This window comes from Labrenzia sp. THAF82 (assembly GCF_009363435.1).
GTDB lineage: Bacteria > Pseudomonadota > Alphaproteobacteria > Rhizobiales > Stappiaceae > Roseibium > Roseibium porphyridii.
Window position 1 is genome coordinate 3,664,454 of sequence record NZ_CP045354.1, and the last position, 24,518, is coordinate 3,688,971.

General features: G+C 54.4%; 23 protein-coding genes. 4 read left to right on the top strand and 19 right to left on the bottom strand.

The window, feature by feature from the left end:
- Window positions 1-59 precede the first annotated feature (59 nt).
- Window positions 60-1,478, top strand: a complete 1,419-nt coding sequence (gene trmFO / locus FIV00_RS16930; protein WP_152501847.1) for a methylenetetrahydrofolate--tRNA-(uracil(54)-C(5))-methyltransferase (FADH(2)-oxidizing) TrmFO — start codon at window positions 60-62, stop codon at window positions 1,476-1,478.
- 27 nt (window positions 1,479-1,505) lie between these two features.
- On the opposite strand, the gene FIV00_RS16935 is transcribed toward trmFO, so the two are convergent.
- The 5 genes from FIV00_RS16935 to yajC all read right to left on the bottom strand — a co-directional run bounded on the left by FIV00_RS16935 (window position 1,506) and on the right by yajC (window position 5,763).
- A complete protein-coding gene (locus FIV00_RS16935) occupies window positions 1,506-2,357 on the bottom strand; it encodes a phytoene/squalene synthase family protein (protein WP_152501848.1) in 852 nt (283 codons plus the stop codon).
- 27 nt (window positions 2,358-2,384) lie between these two features.
- A complete protein-coding gene (locus tag FIV00_RS16940; RefSeq protein WP_152501849.1) occupies window positions 2,385-2,762 on the bottom strand; it encodes an Mth938-like domain-containing protein in 378 nt (125 codons plus the stop codon).
- A gap of 12 nt (window positions 2,763-2,774) precedes the next feature.
- Window positions 2,775-3,725: a protein translocase subunit SecF gene (gene secF / locus FIV00_RS30310; RefSeq protein ID WP_247649248.1), complete on the bottom strand. Its 951-nt coding sequence runs from the start codon at window positions 3,723-3,725 to the stop codon at window positions 2,775-2,777.
- A 15-nt stretch (window positions 3,726-3,740) separates the two neighbouring features.
- Entirely contained in the window at window positions 3,741-5,351 is a 1,611-nt protein-coding gene (gene secD / locus FIV00_RS30315; RefSeq protein ID WP_247649426.1) for a protein translocase subunit SecD, read from the bottom strand.
- A 73-nt stretch (window positions 5,352-5,424) separates the two neighbouring features.
- On the bottom strand, window positions 5,425-5,763 hold the full coding sequence (gene yajC, locus FIV00_RS16950) for a preprotein translocase subunit YajC (RefSeq protein WP_152501850.1): 339 nt from the start codon (window positions 5,761-5,763) through the stop codon (window positions 5,425-5,427).
- 241 nt (window positions 5,764-6,004) lie between these two features.
- Between yajC and FIV00_RS16955 the strand changes: the two genes are divergently transcribed.
- Entirely contained in the window at window positions 6,005-6,877 is an 873-nt protein-coding gene (locus tag FIV00_RS16955; protein WP_152501851.1) for an ATP-binding protein, read from the top strand.
- A 49-nt stretch (window positions 6,878-6,926) separates the two neighbouring features.
- On the opposite strand, the gene FIV00_RS16960 is transcribed toward FIV00_RS16955, so the two are convergent.
- From FIV00_RS16960 to nagZ, 11 genes are all read right to left on the bottom strand, one after another.
- A complete protein-coding gene (locus tag FIV00_RS16960; RefSeq protein WP_209006589.1) occupies window positions 6,927-8,363 on the bottom strand; it encodes a peptidoglycan DD-metalloendopeptidase family protein in 1,437 nt (478 codons plus the stop codon).
- Between the two features lie 237 nt (window positions 8,364-8,600).
- The gene (locus FIV00_RS16965; protein ID WP_152501853.1) at window positions 8,601-9,293 is read right to left on the bottom strand and encodes a protein-L-isoaspartate(D-aspartate) O-methyltransferase; all 693 of its coding nucleotides are present in this window, start codon (window positions 9,291-9,293) and stop codon (window positions 8,601-8,603) included.
- Between the two features lie 21 nt (window positions 9,294-9,314).
- On the bottom strand, window positions 9,315-10,073 hold the full coding sequence (surE, locus tag FIV00_RS16970; protein ID WP_152501854.1) for a 5'/3'-nucleotidase SurE: 759 nt from the start codon (window positions 10,071-10,073) through the stop codon (window positions 9,315-9,317).
- A 125-nt stretch (window positions 10,074-10,198) separates the two neighbouring features.
- Window positions 10,199-11,479 (bottom strand): serine--tRNA ligase, encoded by a 1,281-nt coding sequence (gene serS / locus FIV00_RS16975; RefSeq protein WP_152501855.1) that lies wholly within the window; start codon window positions 11,477-11,479, stop codon window positions 10,199-10,201.
- Between the two features lie 69 nt (window positions 11,480-11,548).
- A complete protein-coding gene (gene tatC / locus FIV00_RS16980) occupies window positions 11,549-12,343 on the bottom strand; it encodes a twin-arginine translocase subunit TatC (RefSeq protein WP_152501856.1) in 795 nt (264 codons plus the stop codon).
- On the bottom strand, window positions 12,340-12,786 hold the full coding sequence (tatB, locus tag FIV00_RS16985; RefSeq protein WP_152501857.1) for a Sec-independent protein translocase protein TatB: 447 nt from the start codon (window positions 12,784-12,786) through the stop codon (window positions 12,340-12,342). Before tatB ends, tatC begins: the two co-directional genes overlap by 4 nt.
- Window positions 12,787-12,827: 41 nt before the next feature.
- Window positions 12,828-13,052 carry a twin-arginine translocase TatA/TatE family subunit gene (locus FIV00_RS16990; protein ID WP_152501858.1) on the bottom strand — a complete coding sequence of 75 codons (225 nt, stop codon included), beginning with the start codon at window positions 13,050-13,052 and terminating at the stop codon, window positions 12,828-12,830.
- A 129-nt stretch (window positions 13,053-13,181) separates the two neighbouring features.
- Window positions 13,182-14,315 (bottom strand): ABC transporter ATP-binding protein, encoded by a 1,134-nt coding sequence (locus FIV00_RS16995; RefSeq protein WP_152501859.1) that lies wholly within the window; start codon window positions 14,313-14,315, stop codon window positions 13,182-13,184.
- A complete protein-coding gene (scpB, locus tag FIV00_RS17000) occupies window positions 14,315-15,019 on the bottom strand; it encodes an SMC-Scp complex subunit ScpB (RefSeq protein WP_152501860.1) in 705 nt (234 codons plus the stop codon). The genes FIV00_RS16995 and scpB overlap by 1 nt, the downstream gene beginning before the upstream one ends.
- On the bottom strand, window positions 15,009-15,848 hold the full coding sequence (locus FIV00_RS17005) for a ScpA family protein (RefSeq protein ID WP_152501861.1): 840 nt from the start codon (window positions 15,846-15,848) through the stop codon (window positions 15,009-15,011). The genes scpB and FIV00_RS17005 overlap by 11 nt, the downstream gene beginning before the upstream one ends.
- Before the next feature lie 11 nt (window positions 15,849-15,859).
- Window positions 15,860-16,879 carry a beta-N-acetylhexosaminidase gene (gene nagZ, locus FIV00_RS17010; protein WP_152501862.1) on the bottom strand — a complete coding sequence of 340 codons (1,020 nt, stop codon included), beginning with the start codon at window positions 16,877-16,879 and terminating at the stop codon, window positions 15,860-15,862.
- Between the two features lie 116 nt (window positions 16,880-16,995).
- Between nagZ and FIV00_RS17015 the strand changes: the two genes are divergently transcribed.
- Window positions 16,996-18,009: an alpha/beta hydrolase family protein gene (locus FIV00_RS17015; protein WP_152501863.1), complete on the top strand. Its 1,014-nt coding sequence runs from the start codon at window positions 16,996-16,998 to the stop codon at window positions 18,007-18,009.
- Window positions 18,010-18,032: 23 nt separating this feature from the next.
- On the opposite strand, the gene FIV00_RS17020 is transcribed toward FIV00_RS17015, so the two are convergent.
- The gene (locus FIV00_RS17020) at window positions 18,033-18,947 is read right to left on the bottom strand and encodes a DMT family transporter (protein ID WP_152501864.1); all 915 of its coding nucleotides are present in this window, start codon (window positions 18,945-18,947) and stop codon (window positions 18,033-18,035) included.
- Between the two features lie 133 nt (window positions 18,948-19,080).
- On the opposite strand from FIV00_RS17020, the gene FIV00_RS17025 reads away from it, so the two are divergent.
- Entirely contained in the window at window positions 19,081-19,998 is a 918-nt protein-coding gene (locus FIV00_RS17025; RefSeq protein ID WP_152501865.1) for a LysR family transcriptional regulator, read from the top strand.
- Between the two features lie 58 nt (window positions 19,999-20,056).
- Here FIV00_RS17025 and FIV00_RS17030 read toward each other — a convergent pair whose 3' ends face one another.
- Together FIV00_RS17030 and argS are read right to left on the bottom strand one after the other, a co-directional pair.
- On the bottom strand, window positions 20,057-22,672 hold the full coding sequence (locus FIV00_RS17030; RefSeq protein ID WP_152501866.1) for an SPOR domain-containing protein: 2,616 nt from the start codon (window positions 22,670-22,672) through the stop codon (window positions 20,057-20,059).
- Between the two features lie 72 nt (window positions 22,673-22,744).
- Window positions 22,745-24,514, bottom strand: coding sequence for an arginine--tRNA ligase (gene argS / locus FIV00_RS17035; RefSeq protein WP_152501867.1), 1,770 nt, complete (start codon window positions 24,512-24,514; stop codon window positions 22,745-22,747).
- Window positions 24,515-24,518 lie beyond the last annotated feature (4 nt).

Sequence of the window (24,518 nt, forward strand, 5' to 3'; positions counted from 1 at the left end):
GAACCGGCGCGTGGCGTGAATAAACCTCTCATTGTCGGCATTGCTCCCAGGGAAGACCAATGAACCCCATTCATGTAATCGGCGGTGGCCTTGCCGGCTCGGAAGCCGCTTGGCAGATCGCCCAGGCCGGAATTGACGTCATACTGCACGAGATGCGCCCGGTCAGAAAAACAGACGCGCACCAGACGGATGGCTTGGCTGAACTCGTCTGCTCCAACTCTTTCCGGTCCGACGACAATGAACAGAACGCCGTTGGCCTGATACATCATGAACTTCGTCAACTCGGTTCGCTGATCATGGCCTCGGCGGATGCCAATCAAGTGCCTGCAGGCAGCGCACTGGCAGTCGATCGCGAGGGTTTTTCAATCGCGGTGACAAAAGCGCTCGAAGATCACCCAAGAATTACAATCGACCGCGCCGAAATTGCAGGTCTTCCGCCTCAAGACTGGGACAAGGTGATTGTTGCTACTGGGCCACTCACCTCCCCAGCTCTGTCGCATTCAGTGCTGGACCTGAGCGGCGAAGACGCCCTGGCGTTTTTCGACGCCATTGCACCTATCGTTCACTTTGATTCCGTTGATCTTTCCAAAGCCTGGTTCCAATCGCGATACGATAAGGTTGGGCCGGGCGGCACGGGCAAAGACTATCTCAACTGCCCATTGGACAAGGACCAGTACGAAGCGTTCATTGATGCCCTGATTGCCGGGGATACGGCCGATTTCAAGGAGTGGGAAGCCAACACACCCTATTTCGACGGCTGCCTTCCAATCGAGGTAATGGCTGCGCGTGGCCGCGAAACACTTCGACACGGCCCCATGAAACCAATGGGGCTGACCAACGCCCACAATCCTGATGTCAAAGCTTATGCCGTGGTTCAGCTGAGGCAGGATAACGCCCTAGGCACGCTCTACAACATGGTCGGATTCCAGACCAAACTTAAATACGGCGCACAGGCTGATATTTTCAAAATGATACCCGGCCTTGAAAATGCACAGTTTGCCCGACTGGGCGGCCTGCATCGCAATACCTTTTTGAACTCGCCGAAGGTTCTGGACAAATCCCTACGCCTCAAAGCTGATCCGCGCATGCGGTTTGCCGGCCAGATAACAGGCTGTGAAGGCTATGTTGAATCGGCAAGCGTCGGCTGTATGGCCGGATTGTTTGCAGTTCGAGAGACGCGCGGCCAAGACATTCTCACCCCGCCTGACACCACAGCAATGGGCGCTCTGCTCGGCCACATTACAGGTGGTCATATAAGCCGAGAGGATGGCGCTGGAAAACCTGGTTCATTTCAGCCAATGAATGTCAATTTTGGTCTCTTTCCTCCTATCGAAACGCCCACAAAGGATGAGGATGGCAAGCGCCTGAAAGGAAAAGACAAGACAAGGGCGAAAAAACGGGCCCTGACCGACCGCGCAAAAGTCGACTTTCTTGCCTGGAAATCGAGTTTGGATCTGAAACAAACTGCAGCCGAATAGGCTTCTTGCAATGACCAGCCCAGCTTTTTAAAGCCTTCCAAATACGTTTCGTCTGGCGCGCCACATGACCCATTGACGCTTCAATTGCGACAAGTCTGCGCTTTGCTTAAGCGGGTCAAAACCGGTTGCCTCCAATTTCTGCAAAAAGGGCTCGACCAACACAAGTGGAAGGAAAGCCGCAGCGCAGGTGCCAGGCACATTTCCGGATGCTGCCCTCACCCGCTCGAGATGATGACGCACATGGGCACGAAGTTCGGTTAAAACCGCGAGCAGTTGAGGTGTTGTCTCACCTTTGAAAACAGTTGCCGGATCCAGATTGTGGCGTTCCTGCAAGTCCTTCGGCAGATACATTTGCTGTCGGGCCGCGTGCCAGGGCAATGCTCGCATCAAGCCGGTCAAAGCGTAAGCAACCCCGGCATGACCCGCTGCCGTCGCTGTGCCAGGATCCTTGCCGTCGTTGAGGACCAAACACGCCAATTGAATGAGACCAGAGGCGGTCTCGCCTGCGTATCCTTCTAGATCATTCAGAGATGGCATCGGATCGTTGTAGAGGTCGAATATTCGCGCCTCGGTCATGGCGATCAGACTTTGCCTGGGCAATTGAAACTGAGCAATCGTTTCCAGTAGAGCATTCGCAACCGGATTAGAGGCGGCCGCCCCATGTTCTGTGCCTTCAAGAAGATCGCGCCACCATTGCAGCCGAACTTCCCCCGGCAATGGTTCAGATACCAATTCACGAATTCGAGCAAGTTCGGCACTGTAGGCATAAAGCGCCATGAGACCCGGGCGGAACTTCTCGGGCGCTAGAAGAGCGCTTAAATAACGATCCTTGTCGAATTGGCGTGCAATATCGGCCGCGTGATCAAAGTCAGTGGTCATATCTGCACATATGGTCCGGTTCGGTTGTCAGTCCACCGCCAGAAGGGCCGCGGCAACAGCCCTGTCTTCCGACAAAAGAACATTGAATGTGCGTACGGCTGCACCGGTCGACATTGGGTCCGCCAGAATACCTGCCTCGCGAAACAAAGTCTTGAGATCTTGCGGCAAGGGGCGCAGCTCTGTCCCCGTACCGATCAGCAAGACCTCAATGTCCTCCTGTTCCTGGAAAACCTTCTCAAACGCATTTTGAGAGAATTTCTCGGGCGCGCTGACATCCCAGCCGTAAATCCCGCTAGGGACGCACAGCAGCGATCCGCGATGAGACATCTCGGCAAAACGAAAGCCGCCTTCGCCATAGGCATCCAGCGGCGCTCGCCCCGGAAAATGGGCGTCCCGGATTTCCACTACCAACCAGCCCTATGCAGTCGCCTCGGCATCCGATCCCTTCTTGCCATCATCATCCTTTGACGACATTGCGTCTGGTCGCAGGTTCAGCAGGATCAGGAATGGTGCTGCCAGGAAGATGGACGAATAGGTGCCGATAACAATGCCGAAAATCATGGCAAGCGTGAAGGATTGGATGACCTCACCGCCAAAGACATAAAGTGAAATCAGTGCCAAAAGAGTCGTCACGGACGTCATGGTCGTCCTCGACAATGTTTCGTTGATGGACTGATCAAGAATATCGGCCAACGGACGCTTCTTGTATTTTCGAAGATTTTCACGAATCCGGTCATAGACCACAACGGTATCGTTGAGCGAATAGCCAATAATGGTTAGAACAGCCGCGATACTCGACAACGAGAAATCCAGCTGAAGCAGCACGAATAAGCCAATGGTAATAACCACGTCATTGGCAGTTGTCAGGATTGCACCTATGGCGAAATGCCATTCGAAGCGGAACCAGATATAGAACATGATGGCCAGCAAGGAAGCGATCACCGCGATCGCGCCCGCCTGCGCCAGTTCACCGGAAACGCGCGGACCCACAACTTCCACACGGCGGAAGTCGACATTGTCGTCTTCAAAAATGGTACGGATGCGCTGGACGACCGATTGCTGCGCCAGTTCTCCGCCAGGCTGTTCCTCGACACGGATCAGGATGTCGTCGGATGCACCGAACTCCTGGACCTGGACGTCACCCAGATTGAGTTCACCCAATTCGGAACGAATGGCACCGATATCAGCCGGACCATCGGTCTTGATCTCGATGATCGTTCCGCCCTTGAAGTCGATGCCGTAGTTCATACCGACGAGGAAAAATCCTGCCAGCGAGGCGATGACGAGGACAATAGACAGCGGGAAACTGGCTTTCCGCAGCCACATGAACTTGATGTTGGTGTTGTCCGGAACAAGTCTCAGCAACATGATATTTCTCCCGGCTCAGATCGGCAATTTCGACGGACGACGCTGGCGGATCCAAAGAGCCACCAATAGCCGACTGAAGGTGAAGGCTGAGAAGACAGTCGTGAAAATCCCGATCGCAAGCGTCACCGCGAAACCGCGTACTGGTCCCGACCCAAGCTGGAACAGGATGACAGCTGCGATAAGTGTGGTGATGTTGGCGTCAAGAATTGTGCCCAGAGCCCGACTGTAACCGGCATCAATGGCTGATATGACGGATCGCCCAGCTCTTGATTCCTCTCGTATTCGCTCAAAAATCAGCACGTTGGCATCCACCGCCATACCGATTGTCAATACGATCCCTGCAATACCCGGAAGGGTCAGCGTTGCCTGAAGAAATGTGAGCGCACCGAAAATCAGGAATATATTGGCCGTCAGAGCGAGGTCGGCGATTACGCCGAACCGGCCATACGCCAAGATCATGAAGATGATCACGGCAGCGCCTGCGATGATCGAGGCGATCCGGCCAGCTTCAACTGAATCTGCACCAAGTCCTGGACCAATCGAGCGTTCCTCGATGACTGTCAACTGAGCCGGAAGTGCACCCGCACGCAGCAGAACTGCGAGGTTGTTGGCGCTATCGACGGTAAAGTTGCCGGAAATCTGTCCAGAACCTCCGGTGATCGGCTCTCGAATGACCGGTGCTGAGATGACTTCGTTGTCGAGCACGATTGCGAACGCCCTGTTCACATTCTGCGTCGAAATACGGGCAAATTCGCGCGCACCGGATTGGTTGAACCGGAAGTTGACCACGGGTTCGTTGTTGCGTTGGTCAAAGCTGACCTGCGCATCGACCAGATCCTCACCAGCGAGAAGTGGCACTTCTTCCAGCAAATACGGTATCGGCGGATCGTCCACCGACATCAGCACAATAGTTCCAACCGGAGGGCGGTTCTGAAGCGCCTGATCACCGGACATGGAAGTGTCGACCATGTGGAACGTCAGCTGCGCAGTCGTTCCGATCACGTCTTTCAGGCGTTCCGGATCATCTTCGCCAGGCGCTTCGACCAGAATTCGGTCTGCGCCTTGTCTCTGGATGCTGGGTTCGGTCGTTCCCAGTTCATCAACGCGGCGTCGAATGACCTCAATCGACTGTTGAACAATGTTGGTCAGTCGATCTTCCAGCCCTTGTTCGGTGTAAGTGAACCGAACAAGGCCGTCGTCAGAAACCGCCATCGCAAATTCATTGACCGGTTGACCGCCGAACAGGTTGGATACGAGCGGGTTGACCAGCGGTTCAAGCCGCTCTTCCGCCTCGCCGAGCCGGGTCAGGTCGCGAATACGAACCTGGGCCGTCTCCCCTTGCACACCAAGTCCGGTGTAGCCAATTCTGGGATTTTCCCGCAACGTTGCCCGGATATCGCTGACAAGCGCCTTCATGCGCTTTTGGATGTAATCCTGCTGATCGACTTCATAGAGGAGATACGCGCCCCCTCGAAGATCAAGCCCCAGAACCATCTGGCTCTTAGGCAGGAAATCTGGCCAGCTTTCAAGCTGTTTTTGGGAAAAGAAATTCGGCAGCGTGGTCAGGATGCCTGCAGCAACCACAATCACGATCAGCGCGATTTTCCAGCGAGCGAAATAGAGCATAGTCAAGCCTTAATAGCGCCCGGGCCGACATCAGACCGGCCCGGCAATAATATCTGAACGGCGGAACGGGCTCTTAGCCGTTGTCTTTGACAGGCTCAGTCTTTGAGCGGACTTCCTGAACCATGCCGCGAACAACGCGCACTTTCACACCTTCAGACAGTTCCAGCTGAATTTCGCCATCATCAACGACCTTTGCCACCTTGCCGATCAAACCACCGGAAGTAACGACCGTGTCGCCACGACGCAGGTTCGAAACCAATTCCTGGTGCTGTTTCATACGTTGCCGTTGTGGGCGAATAATCAGAAAATACATGATCGCAAACAGCGCGACCATCATTGGAATCGGACCGTAAAGAAGGGATTCCATTCCACCTGCTCCGGCGGTCTGCGCATAGGCTGGGGTGATGAACATTCAATTCTCCTAAGGTGGCGCTATTCATTGCTTGGGAAAACCCTGACCCCAAAGCAAAAACGCTCTCATTCTGGTGGCGCGGACTATAACGGCGGCGCGCTTCTTTTCAAGCTTTCCAAGCAGTTTCCAGCGTACCGGTATGGGAATAACTGGCGTTTTCGCGTTTCAGTCTGCGTGTTACTCCAACCGCAGGTACTTTCAGGGCCTCACATGGGCCTTTTTGACAGGGCTTGCAAGAAGAATGAGCACGCAAAACGACATCGCTGCACTTAATGACAAACTCGATTCCCTTATCGAGCTCGTTGCCAGAGCAGTCCCGGCAAAAGCCAGCCGACCAGATTGGAACTCCGCCGATGCGTTTGTCTGGGTTCCCGAACCAGGCGAGCTGCAAGCTGTGAAGAAGGTCAATCGAGTCGATATCGCACTTCTTTGCGCCGTTTCACATGTCCGTGACCTGCTGCTGGAAAATACTAAACGCTTCGCGAAAGGGCTGCCGGCCAACAATGCATTGCTTTGGGGTGCACGGGGCATGGGAAAATCTTCGCTGGTCAAGGCTGCGCATGCGTCGGTCAACGCTGAAAACGGTTCGTCATCTTTGAAACTGATAGAAATTCATCGAGAAGATATTGAATCGCTTCCCAAACTTATGACTGAGATCCGGAAGTCCTCGCTCAGGTTCATAGTCTTTTGCGACGATCTGAGTTTCGACAATGACGACACGTCCTACAAATCGCTGAAAGCCGTTCTGGAAGGCGGGATTGAAGGCCGGCCAGACAACGTGATTTTCTACGCCACGTCCAATCGCCGGCATCTGCTCCCACGTGACATGATCGAAAACGAACGATCTACAGCTATCAATCCGGCCGAAGCCGTCGAAGAAAAAGTATCGCTCTCGGACAGGTTCGGTCTTTGGCTTGGTTTTCACAAATGCAGCCAGGACGACTATTTGGACATGGTGCGTGGCTATGCGACCCACTTTGGACTGCAAATCGATGAGGATCGATTGCGTTCAGAGGCTCTAGAATGGGCAACCACGCGTGGTAGCCGCTCCGGTCGCGTCGCATATCAGTTCATACAAGACCTAGCCGGACGGCTCGGAAAGCCGCTTAGCTGACAAAAAAGCCCGGCCAATTGACCGGGCTTTCTTTTTCCGTAGTCGAAAACTATCTGCGTGGCAGGTGATTGAGCGGGTCGACGGGCTTGTTGCCTTTGCGCAATTCAAAATGAACTTGCGGTTGGTTGACCGAACCGGTCTTGCCGGCAAGACCGACAACATCGCCACGACGGACAGTATCGCCACGCTTAACCTTCAATTCGCTGTTGTGAGCGTACGCAGAGACCCAGCCCTCATCGTGCCTTACGAGCACGAGATTGCCGTATCCTTTGAGTTCGTTGCCTGAATAGATAACGGTACCGCCATCTGCTGCTTTCACCGGCGTGCCTTCCGGAACCGCGAGGTTTACGCCCTCGTTTTTGCCACCACCTGGTTTGCTGCCGAAGTCGGAAATTATCCGACCGCGCACCGGCCAGCGAAACTTCTCAGAAGAAACGTTTGCGTCTGGACGAACACTGGCAACCTGGGTTGGTGTCTTGATCGGAGCCGTCGGCCTCGCCTCGTCGGTCAATGCTGGCGCCGGCAAGCTGTTCTTGTCAACTGTACCGGAAGGCGCTGCCGCAACGGGCGTTGGCGTTACTGCACCAGAGCCAGGTTGACGTCTTGGCGAAGGTACGCCATCGGCAGTATTGCTCTTGATCGAAGCTGTCGTAAGCGACTGACCAAAGCCCGAGGGTTTCTTTTTGGGCAAAGTGCTTACACGAAGGATTTCAACTTCCTCGACAACGGTCTCACCCCGGCTGATGTCAGCAAATGTCGGTTGACTGAAGGGCTTTCGATCCGGCTTGGGCATCCCAGCAACTGCAGTTGGTACGGACCCGGTAACAACGCGTTCATTTGAGCCAGCCTTAGGCAATCGCACCTTGTCAGCGCTTACGCTGCTCGACCCATTACGCTCAGAATAGACATACGTCGGAATGATAATGCTTTGTCCGGGACGCACCTGGTTCGGATCGCTGATCCCGTTGACAGACATTATAGCTTTTTCCGGAACACCAAATCGGCGTGCCATGGATTGCACACTGTCACCCTGACGGACCTGGACCCTGGTACCACCAGTTGATGTCCAGCCTTTCCAGCTTTTCGCCTGCCCCGCCGCGGCAGAGACCACGGGAGCGCTCGAAATTTCAGGAGCTGGCTTCACCGCGATGGGTGCTGGCTTGATTGGCTGGGATCCAGATTGCGCAGGCGCGGGCAAAGGTGCCGAGCTGATCTGCGATGTTCTCTGAGGAATGGAACCGGTGGTCGCAGGAGCAGTATTTGACTGCGGCAGACCTGCACTCGTCCCTCCCGGACCATTGACGATATCCTGATAGGTCGGTTGCTTTTGGCCACCGTTCAGAATGTTCCGCTGATTTTGTGTGTTTCCGGTATAAAACGGAGGTTCACCAAATCGTTCAACCGCGCCGGAACATCCCGCCAATACGGCAGCAAGGAGTGATACCGTCGCTACCTTGCTCAAAAGATCCCCGCGGAGGGTACGCATCCGCTTTTTCATCGCCTAAACTCTGACCGCTAACAATGACTGTTATGGTTAAGAGTAGACGGCAGTAAGGTTTATAAAGGCTAAAGACCGGGCGGAAAGGTCGCGAAAAACGCTGTTTTCTCAGTATTTCGAACAGTTCGGAAAAACTCAGATTGCTTTGCCATAGTAAATTTGAGGCAAAAGCTGTTCCAAGAATCGCAACTTGGAATGGCCTGGAGACCATCTGATTCCATACTCTTACAGCTTCTTGGCCAAGCCACGCTGCAACATCACTGTGCGAACTGTGGTGAGTGTCTCAGCCGTCATGACATTGTCTGTCTTCTGGAACCTGATCAAAGGCTGAGGCTGCTTTGCCTGACCGACAGGCGCAATCAAAAGACCGCCAGGTTTTAACTGCTGTATCCAGGGATCCGGCACGGCTTCGATTGCAGCATTGACCACAATGCGATCAAAAGGTCCCTGTTTCTGAAGCCCTTCAAAACCGTCTTCCTGACGCGCATTGACGTTTGCAAGTTTCAAGGCCGCGAAGCGGCGTGTTGCAAGGTCGGTCAGCGTTGAAAAGCGATCCAGAGTCTCAACCCGGCCAACCAGATGTGCCAGGATCGCAGCCTGATATCCAGAGCCAGTACCAATTTCCAGGACCGCATGCTCGTTTGAAAGGTCGAGAGCCTGCATGGTCAAGGCAACCAATGAAGGTGCGGAAACGGTCTGACCACATTCTATTGGCAACGCTGCATCTTCGTAGGCAAGTCCGTGATGCCGTGCTGAGAGAAACAAACGGCGCGGCACTCTTTCTATTGCAGCAAGTACGTTTGTGGCTCCGATCCCACGCCGTCTCAAAGCGAGAACCAGCGCCGCGCGAGCCTCTGACTCGTCCGGGAGTGCTTTGGATCCTGACGTTGCTTCTCCGCCGGTCGGATGTCCGGCCATGCATTGCTCCCCGATACGGGATTATTGAAGTGCTCCAGCCAGGCGACTCACCAAGTCGTGGGCTGTCAGATCTATGCGTAACGGTGAAACGGAAACATATCCATCTGCAATTGCCTGCAGGTCCGAATTATCAAGAACCGAGTTGCCCCTGTCCTGAAACCGTAACCAGTAGTATGGCGCACCGCGTGTATCTGTACGCGCATCTATCGAAAGCCCGCTCTGTTCATGATGTCCTTGTACGGTCACCTTTACACCCTTGACCGCTTCCGCGTCGCAAGACGGAAAATTGACGTTGAGGAGCGAATATGGCGGTAGATCAAAATCGATCAGCCTTCTGAACAAAGCCGGCGCATGGGCTTCCGCCGGTGCATAAGAAATTTGGGAAGCAAAGCCCCAATCATAAGCCTGCGAAACGGCAATTGAGCGAATGCCCAAGATGGCAGCTTCCATTGCGCCTGCAACAGTTCCTGAGTAGGTCACGTCCTCGGCAAGGTTCTGCCCCCTGTTGATACCGGAAAGCACAAGGTCCGGTGCTTCCGGCAGAACCTGACGAACGCCCATTATCACACAATCAGTCGGCGTTCCTTTGAGCGCAAAGCGACGATCATCAAGTTGGCGAAGCCGCAGCGGATCATTGAGCGTAAGCGAATGGGCAACGCCGCTTTGATCTGTTTCCGGCGCGATCACCCAGACATCGTCGGACAAGGACCTGGCAATCCGTTCAAGCGACGTCAGGCCTTCCGACAGAATACCGTCATCGTTGGTGATCAAAATCCGCATTTTCGCCCTACTCCATTATTGTCTGATTTGACGGCGGCCAACCTCTTCCGGCGGCACCTCACGAATGCCGACCAGAAATGAAGCCTTCATGCACCGGGGCCTGGCGCTCCGGTGCATGCCCGCCGTTAGCCGAGCTTCTCAAGGCCTCCCATATAAGGACGCAACACTTCAGGAACCGTGATGGAACCGTCGCCGTTCTGGTAGTTTTCAAGCACCGCAATCAGCGCGCGCCCGACAGCAATTCCTGACCCGTTCAGTGTATGGACATGAAGAGGCTGTTTGGAATCGGCTGGGCGATACCTTGCGTTCATACGGCGCGCCTGAAAGTCCCCACAGACCGAACAGGAAGAGATTTCACGATAGGCATCCTGGCCCGGAAGCCAAACCTCGATATCGTAGGTTTTCCGGGCACCGAAGCCCATGTCTCCCGTACACAAGGTCATGACGCGGTAGTGCAGACCGAGTTTTTGCAAAATCAGTTCTGCACAGCCAAGCATCCTGTCCAGCTCATCCAGAGACTCTTCAGGCCGGGTGACAGATACCAGTTCACATTTCAGGAACTGGTGCTGCCTGAGCATGCCTCTTGTATCGCGTCCTGCCGAACCGGCTTCCGAGCGGAAGCAATAGGTGAGCGCGGTAACACGTAAAGGCAGCTGTTCATCGCTCAGGATCTCACCTGCAACAAGGTTCGTAAGCGGCACCTCTGCTGTCGGGATCAGATAGTGATCCGTGGTCGACTTGAAGAGATCTTCTTCAAACTTCGGAAGCTGGCCGGTTCCATAGAGAGGGTCTGCATTGACGAGGAGCGGCGGGGACACTTCCATGTAGCCGTTTTCTTGTGTGTGCAGATCGATCATGAATTGACCGAGAGCCCGCTCCAGCCGCGCAATCTGTCCCTTTAACACCACAAAGCGAGAGCCAGAGAGTTTCGCAGCCCTCGCGAAATCCATATCGCCGAGAGCCTCGCCAAGTTCGTAATGCTCTTTCGGCGCTTCGTTGAAGGTAAAGGTTGGGCGCTCACCATGGGTTTTCAGAAGAACGTTTTCGTTCTCGTCTGAACCAACAGGCACATCTTCATACGGCAGATTTGGAATAACCGCCATGGCAGCTTCCAGATTGCCGACAAGTGTCCGCTCTTCTTCTTCACCAGACTGAATGAACGCTTTGATCTGCGCCACTTCGTCGATCAGCTCTTGGGCCCTGGCTTCATCACCAGAGCCTTTGGCCTTACCGATCTCCTTCGACGCGGCGTTGCGTCGTTCCTGGGCTTCCTGAAGCTTCGTGATATGGGAACGGCGGGAATCATCCAGCGCGATCAGCTTGGCGGAGGAGGCCTCGTAACCCCGTTTTGCCAAAGCCTTGTCGAATGCGTCTGCGTTTTCCCTGATCCACTTGATATCAAACATCTTCACTTTCCGAACGACGGTCGTTGTACATTCATTCCGTCGGAAAGGTCTGGATGTCGGGAACGAAGATTAGGCGGTTTCCGCTTCTCGTTCCGCCTCACGCTGAGCGCGCTGTTTCTCCACAAGCCTAACTGACAGAATGGAGACTTCGTAGAGAAGCAACGTTGGCAGCGCAAGACCGATCTGCGAGATCGGGTCCGGAGGCGTCAAAATTGCCGCGGCGGCGAACGCACCAACTATCGCGTATTTGCGCTTCGTCTTCAGCGAAGCAGAAGACACCAGCCCCGCCCTACCAAGCAGCGTCAGAACCACCGGCAACTGAAAGACAAGGCCAAACGCAAAGATCAAGATCATGATCAGACCAAGATACTCACTGACCTTGGCAAGGTGCTGAATGGCAACCTGTCCCTCTCGTGCCAGTTGCTCCTGGGAGAGGAAAAAGCCCATCGCCATCGGCATGATGAGGAAATAGACCAAACAGGCACCGATCAGAAACAGAATTGGTGTCGCGATCAGGAACGGCAGAAACGCGCCGCGTTCGTTCTTGTAAAGGCCTGGCGCCACAAACATGTAGATCTGACTGGCAACAACGGGAAATGCCAGAAACAAGGCGCCGAAAAGCGCCAGCTTCAATTGCGTGAAGAACCATTCCTGAGGCGCGGTGAAAATCATCTCCACCGGATGCCCTTCACCAGCGGCCCGGATATATGGAATGGTGAGGATGTTGTAGATGTCTGTCGCAAAATAAAAGCAAACGACAAACATCACGAGAATGGCGGCGATCGACCACATCAAGCGTTGACGCAGTTCGATAAGATGCTCGATCAGGGGCGCTTTTGAGGAGTCGATATCTTCCTGGCTCATGCCTTCACATCTTCCGTCGCGGGCTTGCTGTCCGACTGCGCGGTCGCTTCGGCCGCCGGCGAATCGCTGGTTACCTCTGCAGGTGCGGCCGGTGTTTTCACTTCGGCCTTCGGCATTTCGCTCTCAGGCTTTTTCGCGGGCGCTTCCGCCTTGGACTTGCCAGTTGCCTGAGCAACATCTTCTTCGATGGATTTCTTCAGGTCGCCCAACGGGTTGAAGTTGGCAGCGTCTTCGACCTGTTTCTTCATGTCCGCTATATCGGCCTGTTGCTCAGCCTCTCGCAGCGCTTCATTGAACGTGGACTGAAATTCGCGTGACATACGACGCATTTTGCCCATCGTCTGCCCGAGCGTGCGCAGCATGCGCGGCAGGTCTTTTGGCCCCACAACGATGATTGCCACGCTGGCAATCACCAAGAGTTCGGTCCAGCCGATATCGAACATGAGATGTCTCGTCCCTTAAGGAGACGCGATGCAGATTAAGATCAGCTCGCTTTTGTCTGATCTTCAGCTTTGGCCGTTGGGGCCGCTTCGCTGTTCTGATGGTCGATGGTCTTCGGGGCATCGGCTGTGTCGTCTTCTGCCATGCCTTTTTTGAAGCTCTTGATGCCTTTGGCAACATCGCCCATGAGTTCGGAAATCTTGCCACGTCCGAACAGCAGAACCACGACCACTGCTATGATCAAGATCTGCCAAATACTAATGCCCATACGCCAAACTCCTGATAATCGGCTTTAAAGCCCTTAGGCCCTTCTTACAAAAAGGGCCACCTCCCTGCAACATGTCCGACATGATCATTTAATGCACTTAGACACAATGATTAATCGGATCCTCATTCCCTAGACTTGGGGCGCAGGCCGAGGAAAAACAAGCACGTCTTTCGGATCAGTGGTTACTGCCACGTCCATTCCCATCTCCCATTTACTGCCAGCGCGCACACGCGCCTGAAGTGGTTGGTCGATGCCTTCGACAACGACGGACAGCAAATCCACCTCTCCGACGAATCGTTTTGAGCGGATGCGTCCTGGAACTCCGCACAGTCCAGCCGTGTTCAGGATGACCCCCTGTGGCCTCACGCAAACATCGACTTGCTGCCCTGTTTCAAGTTCTTCAGACGGCAAGACCCCAAGCGGTGTTTCAACACCAGATGATGTGACGCGCCCCTGTAGCTGGTTCAATTCAGAAAAGAACCGAGCCGAAAAGAGATCGGCAGGACTGTTATAAAGCTCGGCTGCCGTGCCGTGCTGAATCAGCCGTCCTTGTCGCATCAAGGCAATCTTGTCTCCCATGCGCATGGCCTCTTCCGGGTCATGGGTGACGATGATGCATGTTGCCCGCGTTTCCCGGATAACCGCCAGGGTTTCATCGCGAACACTATCTCTCAGTCGCTTGTCGAGACCTGAAAATGGCTCATCCATAAGCAAAATGCCCGGGCGCGGGACAAGCGCTCTTGCAAGAGCAACACGTTGTTGTTCACCGCCAGACAAGGCGTGCGGATAGTCTTCTGCATAGTCGGCGAGACCGACGCGACCCAGTGCACTTAGTGCAGCAGTCTTGGCCTCGGATTTTGGCAACTGTGTCAAGCCGAACATGACATTGGCGAGAATGCTCATATGCGGAAAGAGCGCATAATCCTGGAACATCAAGCCGACACCGCGTTTTTCCGGAGGGAGGAACGCAGTGTCGCCTGCAATTTCATGTCCGTTGATGAGCACCTTGCCATGGCTTTGACGTTCAACGCCGGCCGCAATACGCATCAATGTGGTTTTGCCGCAGCCTGAGTGGCCGAGCAAACACAGAATTTCCCCTGGAGCTATCGACAGGTTCATGTCTCTCACTGAAACAACACCGTCATAGTCGTGAGACACGTTTTCAAATACGAGACCGGCTGCGATCGTCGCACCGGCCGTTCCCGGCGCGCCCCAATTCCGTGGACGGCCATTTTCAAATAGGGTTGGATCTTGTCGAGACATCAGGTTTCGGCGGTTTCGTCCGTATCTCCATCAAAGAGCGAACCGTCTTCAAGAGGATCCTCATCCTCTGTCAATGCCGCATCATCATTTGGTGTTGGCACCATGAACGACGCGGGGACCGCGCTGTCAAGAAGTCCGGCCCCTTTGAGTTCTTCAAGTCCGGGTAGATCCTTGACATTCTCTAGGCCGAAGTGAACCAGGAATTGTTCAGTGGTGCCATATGTCACAGGCCTGCCGGGTGTACGACGGCGGCCGCGCATACGGATCCAGGTGGTTTCAAGAAGCACGTCAAGAGTACCCTTCGAGGTAGACACTCCCCGAATTTCTTCGATTTCTGCCCGCGTGACCGGTTGGTGATAGGCAATGATAGCGAGCGTTTCCAACGCAGCGCGCGAAAGCTTGCGTTGTTCCTCGACGTTTCGATGCATCAGATAGGCAAGATCCTCTGCAGTTCTGAAACACCACTTTCCCGCCACACGAACCAGATTCACGCCGCGAGGTGCGTAGGTCTGCTGAAGGTCTTCCAACAAGGACAAAACGTCAGACCCTTCCGGCAACCGGAGCGTCAACTCCTCCAGCGACAATGGTTCCGATGAGGCAAACAGCAGTGCCTCGATCATGCGAAGGCCCGCAAGATCTACCGTTGTCCCCTTCCCCTTTTGCTCCAAGGGTTCCAGATCCAGACGATCTGTTTCAGCTGCCATGCTCGGGCTCCTTGGTGACCGAGCGGATATAGACAGGCGAAAATGGTTCTCCCTGGCGGATCTCTACTTGCCCTTCGCGCACCATTTCAAGGCTGGCGGAGAATGTGCTGGCAACAATCGTCGCCCAATCCTTGTTGTCGTAAAGATATTCACGCAGGTAACCGTTCAACGGCGCCCACTCGCTAATTCTGCCGACCAGCTTGGTCAGCAACTCTCTGGCTTCCTGCAATGACCAGACGGTACGCCGTAAAACCCTGACAGACGTGACGGACTGCCGTTGTCTCTGGGTCGCGTAAGCTGACAGGAGATCATAAACCGATGCTTCCCAGATGCTGTTGTGCTGAACCGACATTGTCTCTGGTTCACCACGATGAAACACCTCTCGCCCCTGACGGCTGCGTATCATGAGCTTTTCGGAAACTTCGCGCATGGCTTCAAGCCGGCGTAGCCTAAAGGCGAGAGCAGCAGCAAGCTCTTCGCCAGTCGGCTCGTCTTCATCTCGCTGTTCCGGTAACAACAATTTGGATTTGAGGAACGCCAACCAAGCAGCCATGACAAGATAGTCCGCTGCCAGTTCAAGACGCATCCGGCGCGCTTCGGCAACAAATTCAAGATATTGCTCGACAAGTTCAAGGATCGAAATACGGGCCAGATCCACTTTTTGGGTTCGCGCCAGACCCAGCAGCAAATCGAGTGGCCCCTCAAAGCCTTCGACATCCACAACCAACTGCGGATCGGACGAGGCTCTCTCCTCGGCGGAATGGACCGAACTCAGAAGATCAAAAGATCCATCATCGGCGATCTTTTCCGTGGTTTCCAATTCCGCCATTCCCGCTCCGGTCAAACGGCCTGCCGGCCGGTCAGTTCCAAAAACTCGTTCAAGGCTTCGTCCCGATCAAATCCGGGTTCCGGAGCTTTCAAGCCATTCAATGCTGTTTCGCACCGGGCCCGGGCATCGCCTTTCAGCTCGGGAACCGCCTTGGCCACAGCAAGCATCTCATCCATGTCTCCATTGCAATGAAGAACGATGTCACAGCCTGCTTCAATGACCTTCCGTGACCGGCTTTCATAGTCACCGCCAAGTGCTTTCATCGATAGGTCGTCGCTCATCAAACACCCATTGAAGCCAAGCTCTTTACGGATGACATCCTGAATAACCGCTGCACTCTGGGTTCCCGCTTTCGCGGCATCGATGCCTTCGTATACAATATGAGCTGTCATCCCCAATGACACGTGGGAAAGTGTCTTAAACGGGCGAAAATCCACGCTTTCCAACGCTGATTTGCTTGCTGAGACCCTTGGAAGCTCAAAATGACTGTCAACCTGTGCCCTGCCGTGGCCAGGTATGTGTTTTATGACGGGGAGAATACCTCCCGCGACAGCACCCTTGACCATCTCGTTTCCAAGTTTGGCGACAATTTCGGGATCTCCTGAAATTGCCCGATCACCGATCGCGTCAACGGTCTCAGGAAAACGAATATCGAGGCACGGTAAACAACCGATCGTAATGCCGACAGCCTCAAGATCATAAGCGATCAGCCTTGCTCCAAGCCAAGCCGCTCTTGTAGCCGCCTTTTCGTTGGTCTCAAACAAGTCGCCGAAAAGTTTGGGGGCTGGATATTTCGGCCAGTGCGGAGGCTTCATGCGCTGGACGCGACCACCTTCCTGATCGATAAGAACCGGTGCCGTTTTTCTGCCCGTTGCTTCTCTGAATGCTGACGTCAAAGCGCGCACTTGATCCGGCGTTTCAATGTTTCGGGCGAATAATATCAATCCCCAGGGGTTTTCTTTCCTGAAGAAAGACGTTTCATCTGGTGTGAGCGTCGGCCCGGAACAGCCGGAAACAAAGGCTTTGGTCATGGAACCGGATTAGCGGTCCACCTCAAGTCCGTCAAGAAAGGCTGTTAGTTGCTCTTGCACCTGATCGGCGAACTTGCAAACTGTCCCAACCCACACCGCCAAGATTGGAGCCCCGCATGCGCGCGCGACTTGATATTCCGGCCGGCCAGCTGCACCGGATTTCCCATAGATCTGAAATTCTTGGCAGCAACCGGCTTGGCGATACCGCAACGCGAGACATCATTGTCTATACGCCGCACGGACATGACGGGGACGGCCTGCCGCTTTTGGTGGATATCGTCGGCTTCACTGCGGGTGGCCCTGCACATGTCAACTGGAAGAACTTCGGAGAAAACGTTCCCGAACGCTTAGACAGACTGATTTTCGACGGTGCCCTCAAGCCAGTTGTCGTGGCCTTTCCAGACTGTTTTACGCGCCTTGGAGGCAACCAGTATATCGACAGTTCAGTCATGGGACCTTGGGGCACGTGGCTAACGACAGAGATGCTGGAAGAAGTTGAAAACCGCTTTCACTGCGGAGGTAAAGGAAAACGCGGCCTTTTCGGAAAATCTTCCGGCGGCTATGGCGCAATCATTCACGCAATGAAGTATCCGGATGTCTGGTCAGCTGCGGCCTGTCATTCGGGCGATATGGCATTCGAGCTTTGCTACCTGCCCGAAATGCCGAGCGCGCTTCGCGCAATCGCAAAAGCTGGTTCGATTGAAGCATTCGTCAGGAACTTCGAAAAAGGGCCAAAATTTCCAGGAAACGCCCTTCATGACCTGATGACGTTTGCGATGGCCGCTACCTATGATCCAGATCCAGATCCAGAAGTCTTTTGTGGCATTAGGCTACCGGTCGACCTTGAAACGTGTGAAATCATCGAGGAAAGATGGAACGCTTGGCTTAAATGGGACCCTGTCCACATCGTTGACGATTACGCCGATGCTCTAAAGTCAATGAAGGGTCTTTGGGTCGAGTGTGGAGATATCGACCAATACAATCTCGTCTATGGGGCCCGCCGCTTTCACAGAAAGCTCGAAGCTGCCGGCATTGAGCACGCCTATCATGAATTCAACGATACCCATTCGTCCATTGACTACCGTTTGGATGAAAGCTTGCCGTTCCTGGTAGACAGTCTGCTGGACTAGCGAACTTCGATTGCGTCACATGACTACCCACCGCGTTTGATTGTAAATGAATGCGGCAGCGTCAAGATTGCGCCGCCAAATATGATCAACAACGCGCCAAGTGCTGCAATTGGTGTTGGTATCTCGCCCCAGACCGCGAAACCGAACAATGCGGACAACAGAACTGTTCCATAGTAGATCGGCGCCAACGTCGCCGCCCCAGCGCGCCTGTAGGCAGAAACATTCAGAGACTGACCAATGATCGCAAGGGGCCCCATCCAGGCGAAAAGCATGAGAGATGCCAGGGAAATTTCCTCGTACATAATCAGCCAGACAACTGGACCAGTCAGAACGCACGCAGCGAGTACGTTGACGTAGGCCAAGATTGTTACCGTGTTCTCACGTTGAGAAATAAAGCGGATAATGAGTGTCTCCAGGGCCATGAACACCGCCCCCAACAAGGCGGCTCCAACACCAGCGAGTGCAAGACCGTCATACGTGCCAGTCGCTTCCGTGGAGCGAACCACAAGCAAAGCCCCCAGGGCACAGAGTGCACCGGCAATCCAGTGTCTTCCGGTAACGATTTCCTTCAGAATCAGGCCAGCCAACCCGATTGCGATGATACCTTTGGTCAGACCGATCGCCGTCGCGTCAGCCAAAGGCAGGACACTGGCGGCATAAATTGAACAACCCAACCCGCCGATACCGCAACAAGCACGCAACACATGCAGTTTCCACAATGGGCTTAAACCGCCAGTGAGCGACACCCGCTTTACAACCGACACACCCACGATGGTCATGGCTCCGCCAAGGTAACGTAGCCAGACCAGAACAATCACCGGAAGCAGGCCATCTGCGATCTTTCCTGCGGCAAAAATCGGCGTAAAGGCAGACATGCCGGCAATGGCCAATACAAATGCCAATCCCGTATGCTGTTCTCTTCGGTAGGCTGTGTGCACCGTTATCAATCCTGAGCTTCTTCAAAGTTACATAAGAGATGCATCTGCAAAATGTCAGGTGCCAAATAGCCATGACGGGTATTCAAATATGCATCGCGTTGATGCCTGCTCTGCGAAACTGTATACTCATTTCATGAATTGGGATGACCTTAAACTCGTTGATGCCGCAGCGCGAATGCGGTCCTTGTCAGGTGCGGCCAAAGCGCTCGATATCAGTCAGCCTCAATTGAGTCGCAGGCTCAAGGGCTTTGAGGACAGAGTGGGCGCGCGCCTTTTTGACAGAACACCGACAGGCCTTAAACCTACAGAAGCCGGGTTGCGACTGATACCGCTTGCCGAGGATATGAGGAAGAAAGCTGAGGCCGCATGCCGTATTTTGCCCGACTTGTCGGGTTCAGCTCTCAAAGTTGTGCGGGTGGCCGTTGACGAAGTTCGCGCTCGCGTGCTCACAGACAGTTTTGGTGAACTCACTGCTATGCTCGACGGTGTGGAACTTGAACTGATTTCAAGCCACCAGTCCGTCAACCATCAAAGCCGAAGCATTGAACTTCAGATCCGCAATTGTCTTCCTCAAACCGATACACTGATCGCTCGAAAGGTCGGTGAACTTGCCTATGCGGTTTATGGATCCAAGTCCTTTGTTGCAAATAATCCGTCAGCCCTTGATCCGGTGGCCTATGCATCCTGCTCCTGGCTTGGTTTCACGCCCGACGATCTTTGGTACCCGACGCATGTTCGGTGGTTAGAGGAACGCCTCACGACACCGCCGCTACTTCGGACCAACACCATGACAACTCTGTTGAACATGACTGTTGCCGGGGCTGGATTGTCTTTGTTGCCAGTATTTATGGGCGATGACCATCAAGATCTTGTCCGGCTTACAAAGCCGATTCCAGAACTAACGAACCCTGAGCATATCATTGTGCATCGTGATCTGCGCCGTGAGCCGGCTGTTCGCCGGGCGATTGATGCAATTGCAACGGTCTACAACTCCATGGCCTGCCGGCTAGAAGGAACCAATTACGAAACAGCGGTTGTTGCCGCAGAATGAAGGCCGGGTTTATGCCCGGCCTTCATTCCGATCGTCATCGTTCAAACTCTGGCTTGTTCTATTGCCTGCGTACGAAGCAGTCACCGCCAGCGCCCTTGAGGCTTTCACAGAGTGAAATCGCTTCTTCACGGGAGCCTGTGGGGATACGAGCGCGGTAGAAAACTCCACGGTCCTGGACATTTGCAGACACAATCACTGCATTGCGGTTTCCAAGGATGCTCGGGTACTGCCGTTGCAAGCCGGAATAGGCGTTGCTGGCAGCTTGCTCAGAACGTTGTGACGTCACCTGAACAATGTACGTACCGGCTGGAATGCTCCCAGAATTAGTTGTTGCCGGTGCAGCTGCTGGGGTGGTCGCTGCAGGTGCTGGTGCCGCTGCGTTTTGCTGACCCAGATTAAGCGGCCCATCGTTTTGACTGGCTGGCGCAGGCGTCGTTGCTGCAGCAGGTGCGCTCGCCACTTGAACGGGCGCTGCCGGTTTCTTGCGCGGCAATACGGTTGGGACAGGCTGTGCGGGTTCGCTCACCGCTGGCGTTTCACTTCCTGCAACAATTGCAGGTGTGGCTGGTGCCGCAGCATCCGGCGTCTCCGTCTGGGTGGCTTGAGCCGGCGATGGCACAGCTGCAACCGGGGTGTCAGGGACAGATTCAGGAACTACGGGTGTTGTTGAAACAACCCTCGGAGTTTCACTGTTGGCGGTAACCGAAGGCGCAGCTGGCGCAGGTGTTGGTGCTGCGGGCTCGGGAACCACGGGCTGCTCAACCGCGGCAACTGACGGTTCTGGCGCGGCGACCGGCGGAGCCCCTGCTTCGTCACCGGATATTATTGAACCATCCGGACGCACAACGAGTGTCCGAACTCGTTTTGGAGCACCCGGCAGAAGATCCGCATTTCCATTGGCACCGGCCGGTGCAGGCGGCAACTCAGCAGGTTGCGGGCTTTCAGGTCTCACCAATTGATCTGGGCCAGTTTCACTTGTTCCATCAATCCGGTCATAGATGAGCTTGGCCGACTGATTGTCGGTTGGTGCCTGGCTTTGTTCCGGGTAAACCTTGAGCGGTTCCTGCAATCCGCTGATAATCGGCGGTGGTCCGCTTGGCACCTGAACCGAACTTCCATCCATCAGGAAAAAGCCGGCTGCTCCCAAAACCGCAACACCGAGAATACCTCCGGCAACAAACAGTCCTCGGCGCGAACGTTCTTGCGCTTGAGGGACGGCCTGCTTTTCTGCTGCCGGATGGGGCGGCAACACGCCCTCGCCGCTGAGGCTTGGGTCACTTTCCTGCATGGCCCTTGCAACTGCGTCGAGGTCATATCCTTCAGGCGGAGGCGGGGTTTCATCATCCTCAAGACGTGGGACGGATCCGGCAGCCGCCGGCCATGTCATATCGTCAATATCTGCTGCAGACGCAGTCTCGTTGGCCGGAGCCGGTGTTTCTTTCGGCGCTTCTTCGACAACAGATTGCACCTTACGTTCCGCTGGATCAGGAAACTCAAGGTCTGCAAACAGCGCCTCAATACCCTCTGCATCGCCTTGTGGCGTAGAACCAGCAGGCCTGACAACAGGCGCAGGCTCAGACTCTACCGGATTTAGAGCTGCAAAAAGATCGCTTTCGTCGATCCGTGGACGCTTATCGTCGTCAATTTGCGTGCTGACGGCAGCAGCACCAAAGTCTGGCGCTTGCTGTGAGAAATTCTGCTCTGCTTCCCTCGCCGGGTTCGCAGACAGCCTGACAGAAAAATCATCCCTTGGCCGGCTGACTGCCGCAGGTGTTGCCTGCACTTCAACTTCCGGCGCAGGAGCAGGTTCCGGATCAACTGCGATTGCCTGTTCGAAATCGAGATCGCGAACTCTCGGTCTGACTGCGTCTTCGGTCTGCGAAATCGCTTCAACGGCCGGAGCTGCGACATCTTGCGGAGGGGGCTCGATTGCTTCGGTCGCTGCTGGATAACCGGTGGCTGCCGAAGCAAAAGGCTCCGGGGTATCATCAACGGATTGTCGGAGCGCACCGATTAGTTCGTCTTCAAGTTCCGCGGTCAGATTTTGTTCCAAATCCAATGCCACGGAGGACGTCAAAGGTGCTTGCGTCTCTGATTCCTGAGATCCCAGCGAATGGGTTGAGGGCTGCTCGAAAGTCGGCGTTTGAGGTTCGACCACACTCGGCTGAACGGGGGCCGTTCTTTCTTGCGCCGGAATGACCGGCGCCACTTCTTCAGATGGTTCAGTTTCAGGAACTTTGGGCCACAAGGAAGAAACATGGCCCGAAGGAGCAGCGTCAATCGGCGGCTGTTGTGCTGGTGAAAAGACAACAGGCTCGGGCGCTGCGACCTGCGAAACAGAAGCTGCGCCTAGCGGTTCTTCTGGCAGTGATTGTTCGCCGCCTTGGTTCTGATTGTCTGCAACTGGCTGTACAGCCACGAAGGAGGGCTCAATGCGGCCTGAGGACTGGGGCGTCGGCACCTCTTCCTGTGGTTCCTCGGCGAATTCGTTCAATCCTGCAAAATAGTCGGTACTACCAACACGACCACTACTCACATCTGCCCCCGATTGCTTGTTTTTCTGGACAATGCGAGCCAGTTCGAGCAGCGGATCTTCCGCAGCAGGACGCTCTGCGTCCGCACTCTGCCCGGACGCATGCAAGTCTGTTCGCTTTGGTTCGTAATCTTCTGACATGAGCCTTACGAAAACCGGTCCAGTTCTGCCGCAGTTAAGCCAACACTATGTGTCAAGCGGCCAAGAAAGAATCTAGCGCATTTCTTCAGGGGCATTTACGCCGAGAATCGACAAGCCTGAAGCAAGCACCAAAGATATTGCACGAACCAATGCAAGACGTGCTAGGGTTAATTTGGCGTTACTAGTGTCAATAAAGCGTAAATGCGGCATTTCCTTGCCTCTATTCCAGTGACCATGCAGTGAACTCGCCAACTCATGCAGGTAAAAAGCGATTCTGTGCGGTTCATGCGTTTCGGCTGCCGCTTCTATCACTTTTGGCCACTCTGCCATCTTTGCGATCAATTCCAGCTCACCGACATCATCAAGTTGCGTATAGTCGGCGGCTGAATGAGAACTGTCCCCAATATCCAGATCCTTGAGATCATCAGCCGCCTGCCGCAGCACCGAGCAGCAACGAGCATGTCCGTATTGAACATAGAAGACCGGATTGTCTTTCGATTGTTCCGTGACCTTCTTGAAATCAAAATCAAGCGGCGCATCGTTTTTGCGGAACAGCATCATGAACCGAATTGGGTCCGGGCCCACTTCGTCTACCACTTCTCGAAGGGTAATGAACTCGCCGGAGCGTTTTGACATCTTGACCGGCTCACCATCGCGCATGAGCTTTACAAGTTGGCAGAACCTTACGACCACATCCGTTTTGCCGTCTGACACAGCCTTTCCAACCGCCTGAAGCCGCTTGGCATAGCCGCCATGATCAGCGCCCAGTACGTAGATTGCCTCTTGGAACCCTCTCAGGAACTTGTCCTGAAAGTAAGCAACGTCTGCGGCAAAATAGGTGTAAGAGCCGTCGGACTTCTTCAAAGCGCGGTCTGTGTCGTCGCCAAAGTCACTTGCGCGGAACAAAGTTTGTTCCCGGTCTTCCCAATCGTCCGGCACCTGCCCTTTCGGAGGTGGCAGCGTTCCTTCGTAAACAAGCCCCTTCTCGCGCAATGTCTCGAGCATGAAGTCGATTTTGGAAGCGTTGGTCCCTTCCCGCTCATGCAATGTTTTTTCAGAGAAGAAAATCTCGTGTTCGACACCAAGCGCAGCCAAGTCGGACCTGATAAGTTCGAGCATTGCAGCCATTGCACGCTCTTTCACGAGTGGAAGCCACTCGCTTTCATTCATGGCTTTCAAATTCTCGCCGAATTCATCCTTGAGCTGGGCTCCGATCGGTTTCAGGTAGTCGCCAGGATATAGTCCAGCTGGAATATCGCCAATATCCTCGCCGAGCGCTTCGCGATACCGCAAATATGCGCTGCGGGCGAGCGTATCAATCTGCGAACCGGCATCATTGATGTAGTATTCCTTGACGATATCGCACCCGCCGAAAGCCAGAAGGTTGGCAAGAGCGTCGCCGAGAACCGCACCGCGAATATGACCGACATGCATCGGGCCAGTGGGATTGGCTGACACATACTCGACGTTCACTTTTCGAGGTTCGGCGAGATGGATACTTCCGTAACTCTTGCCAAGTTCCAGAACGCTGCCGAGAACTCGCTGCCAGACAACCGGTGCCACGCGCAAATTGATAAAACCTGGCCCTGCAATTGTGGCCTCGACAATGTCCTGATCAGCACTCAGTTTTTCAACAAGCTGTTCTGCAAGATCTCTGGGCTTCAATCCAAGTGGTTTTGCAAGAACCATTGCTGCATTGGTTGCCAGATCACCGTGAGCACGATCGCGTGGCGCTTCTACAACGACTCGAGACAGATTCGGTGCATTGCCGTTTGCGTCTTTAAGGTCAATTGTTTGAATGATTTTTTTAACGCGCTGCGTAAAGTCAGCGAAGATGTTCATAGAG

Bases quoted from the DNA above. Each gene is read 5' to 3' on its own strand.
- trmFO (WP_152501847.1), top strand. From the start codon at position 60: ATGAACCCCATTCATGTAATCGGCGGTGGCCTTGCCGGCTCGGAAGCC.
- FIV00_RS16935 (WP_152501848.1), bottom strand. From the start codon at position 2,357: ATGACCACTGACTTTGATCACGCGGCCGATATTGCACGCCAATTCGAC.
- secF (WP_247649248.1), bottom strand. From the start codon at position 3,725: ATGTTGCTGAGACTTGTTCCGGACAACACCAACATCAAGTTCATGTGG.
- secD (WP_247649426.1), bottom strand. From the start codon at position 5,351: ATGCTCTATTTCGCTCGCTGGAAAATCGCGCTGATCGTGATTGTGGTT.
- yajC (WP_152501850.1), bottom strand. From the start codon at position 5,763: ATGTTCATCACCCCAGCCTATGCGCAGACCGCCGGAGCAGGTGGAATG.
- FIV00_RS16955 (WP_152501851.1), top strand. From the start codon at position 6,005: ATGAGCACGCAAAACGACATCGCTGCACTTAATGACAAACTCGATTCC.
- FIV00_RS16960 (WP_209006589.1), bottom strand. From the start codon at position 8,363: ATGCGTACCCTCCGCGGGGATCTTTTGAGCAAGGTAGCGACGGTATCA.
- FIV00_RS16965 (WP_152501853.1), bottom strand. From the start codon at position 9,293: ATGGCCGGACATCCGACCGGCGGAGAAGCAACGTCAGGATCCAAAGCA.
- surE (WP_152501854.1), bottom strand. From the start codon at position 10,073: ATGCGGATTTTGATCACCAACGATGACGGTATTCTGTCGGAAGGCCTG.
- serS (WP_152501855.1), bottom strand. From the start codon at position 11,479: ATGTTTGATATCAAGTGGATCAGGGAAAACGCAGACGCATTCGACAAG.
- tatC (WP_152501856.1), bottom strand. From the start codon at position 12,343: ATGAGCCAGGAAGATATCGACTCCTCAAAAGCGCCCCTGATCGAGCAT.
- tatB (WP_152501857.1), bottom strand. From the start codon at position 12,786: ATGTTCGATATCGGCTGGACCGAACTCTTGGTGATTGCCAGCGTGGCA.
- FIV00_RS16990 (WP_152501858.1), bottom strand. From the start codon at position 13,052: ATGGGCATTAGTATTTGGCAGATCTTGATCATAGCAGTGGTCGTGGTT.
- FIV00_RS16995 (WP_152501859.1), bottom strand. From the start codon at position 14,315: ATGTCTCGACAAGATCCAACCCTATTTGAAAATGGCCGTCCACGGAAT.
- scpB (WP_152501860.1), bottom strand. From the start codon at position 15,019: ATGGCAGCTGAAACAGATCGTCTGGATCTGGAACCCTTGGAGCAAAAG.
- FIV00_RS17005 (WP_152501861.1), bottom strand. From the start codon at position 15,848: ATGGCGGAATTGGAAACCACGGAAAAGATCGCCGATGATGGATCTTTT.
- nagZ (WP_152501862.1), bottom strand. From the start codon at position 16,879: ATGACCAAAGCCTTTGTTTCCGGCTGTTCCGGGCCGACGCTCACACCA.
- FIV00_RS17015 (WP_152501863.1), top strand. From the start codon at position 16,996: ATGCGCGCGCGACTTGATATTCCGGCCGGCCAGCTGCACCGGATTTCC.
- FIV00_RS17025 (WP_152501865.1), top strand. From the start codon at position 19,081: ATGAATTGGGATGACCTTAAACTCGTTGATGCCGCAGCGCGAATGCGG.
- FIV00_RS17030 (WP_152501866.1), bottom strand. From the start codon at position 22,672: ATGTCAGAAGATTACGAACCAAAGCGAACAGACTTGCATGCGTCCGGG.
- argS (WP_152501867.1), bottom strand. From the start codon at position 24,514: ATGAACATCTTCGCTGACTTTACGCAGCGCGTTAAAAAAATCATTCAA.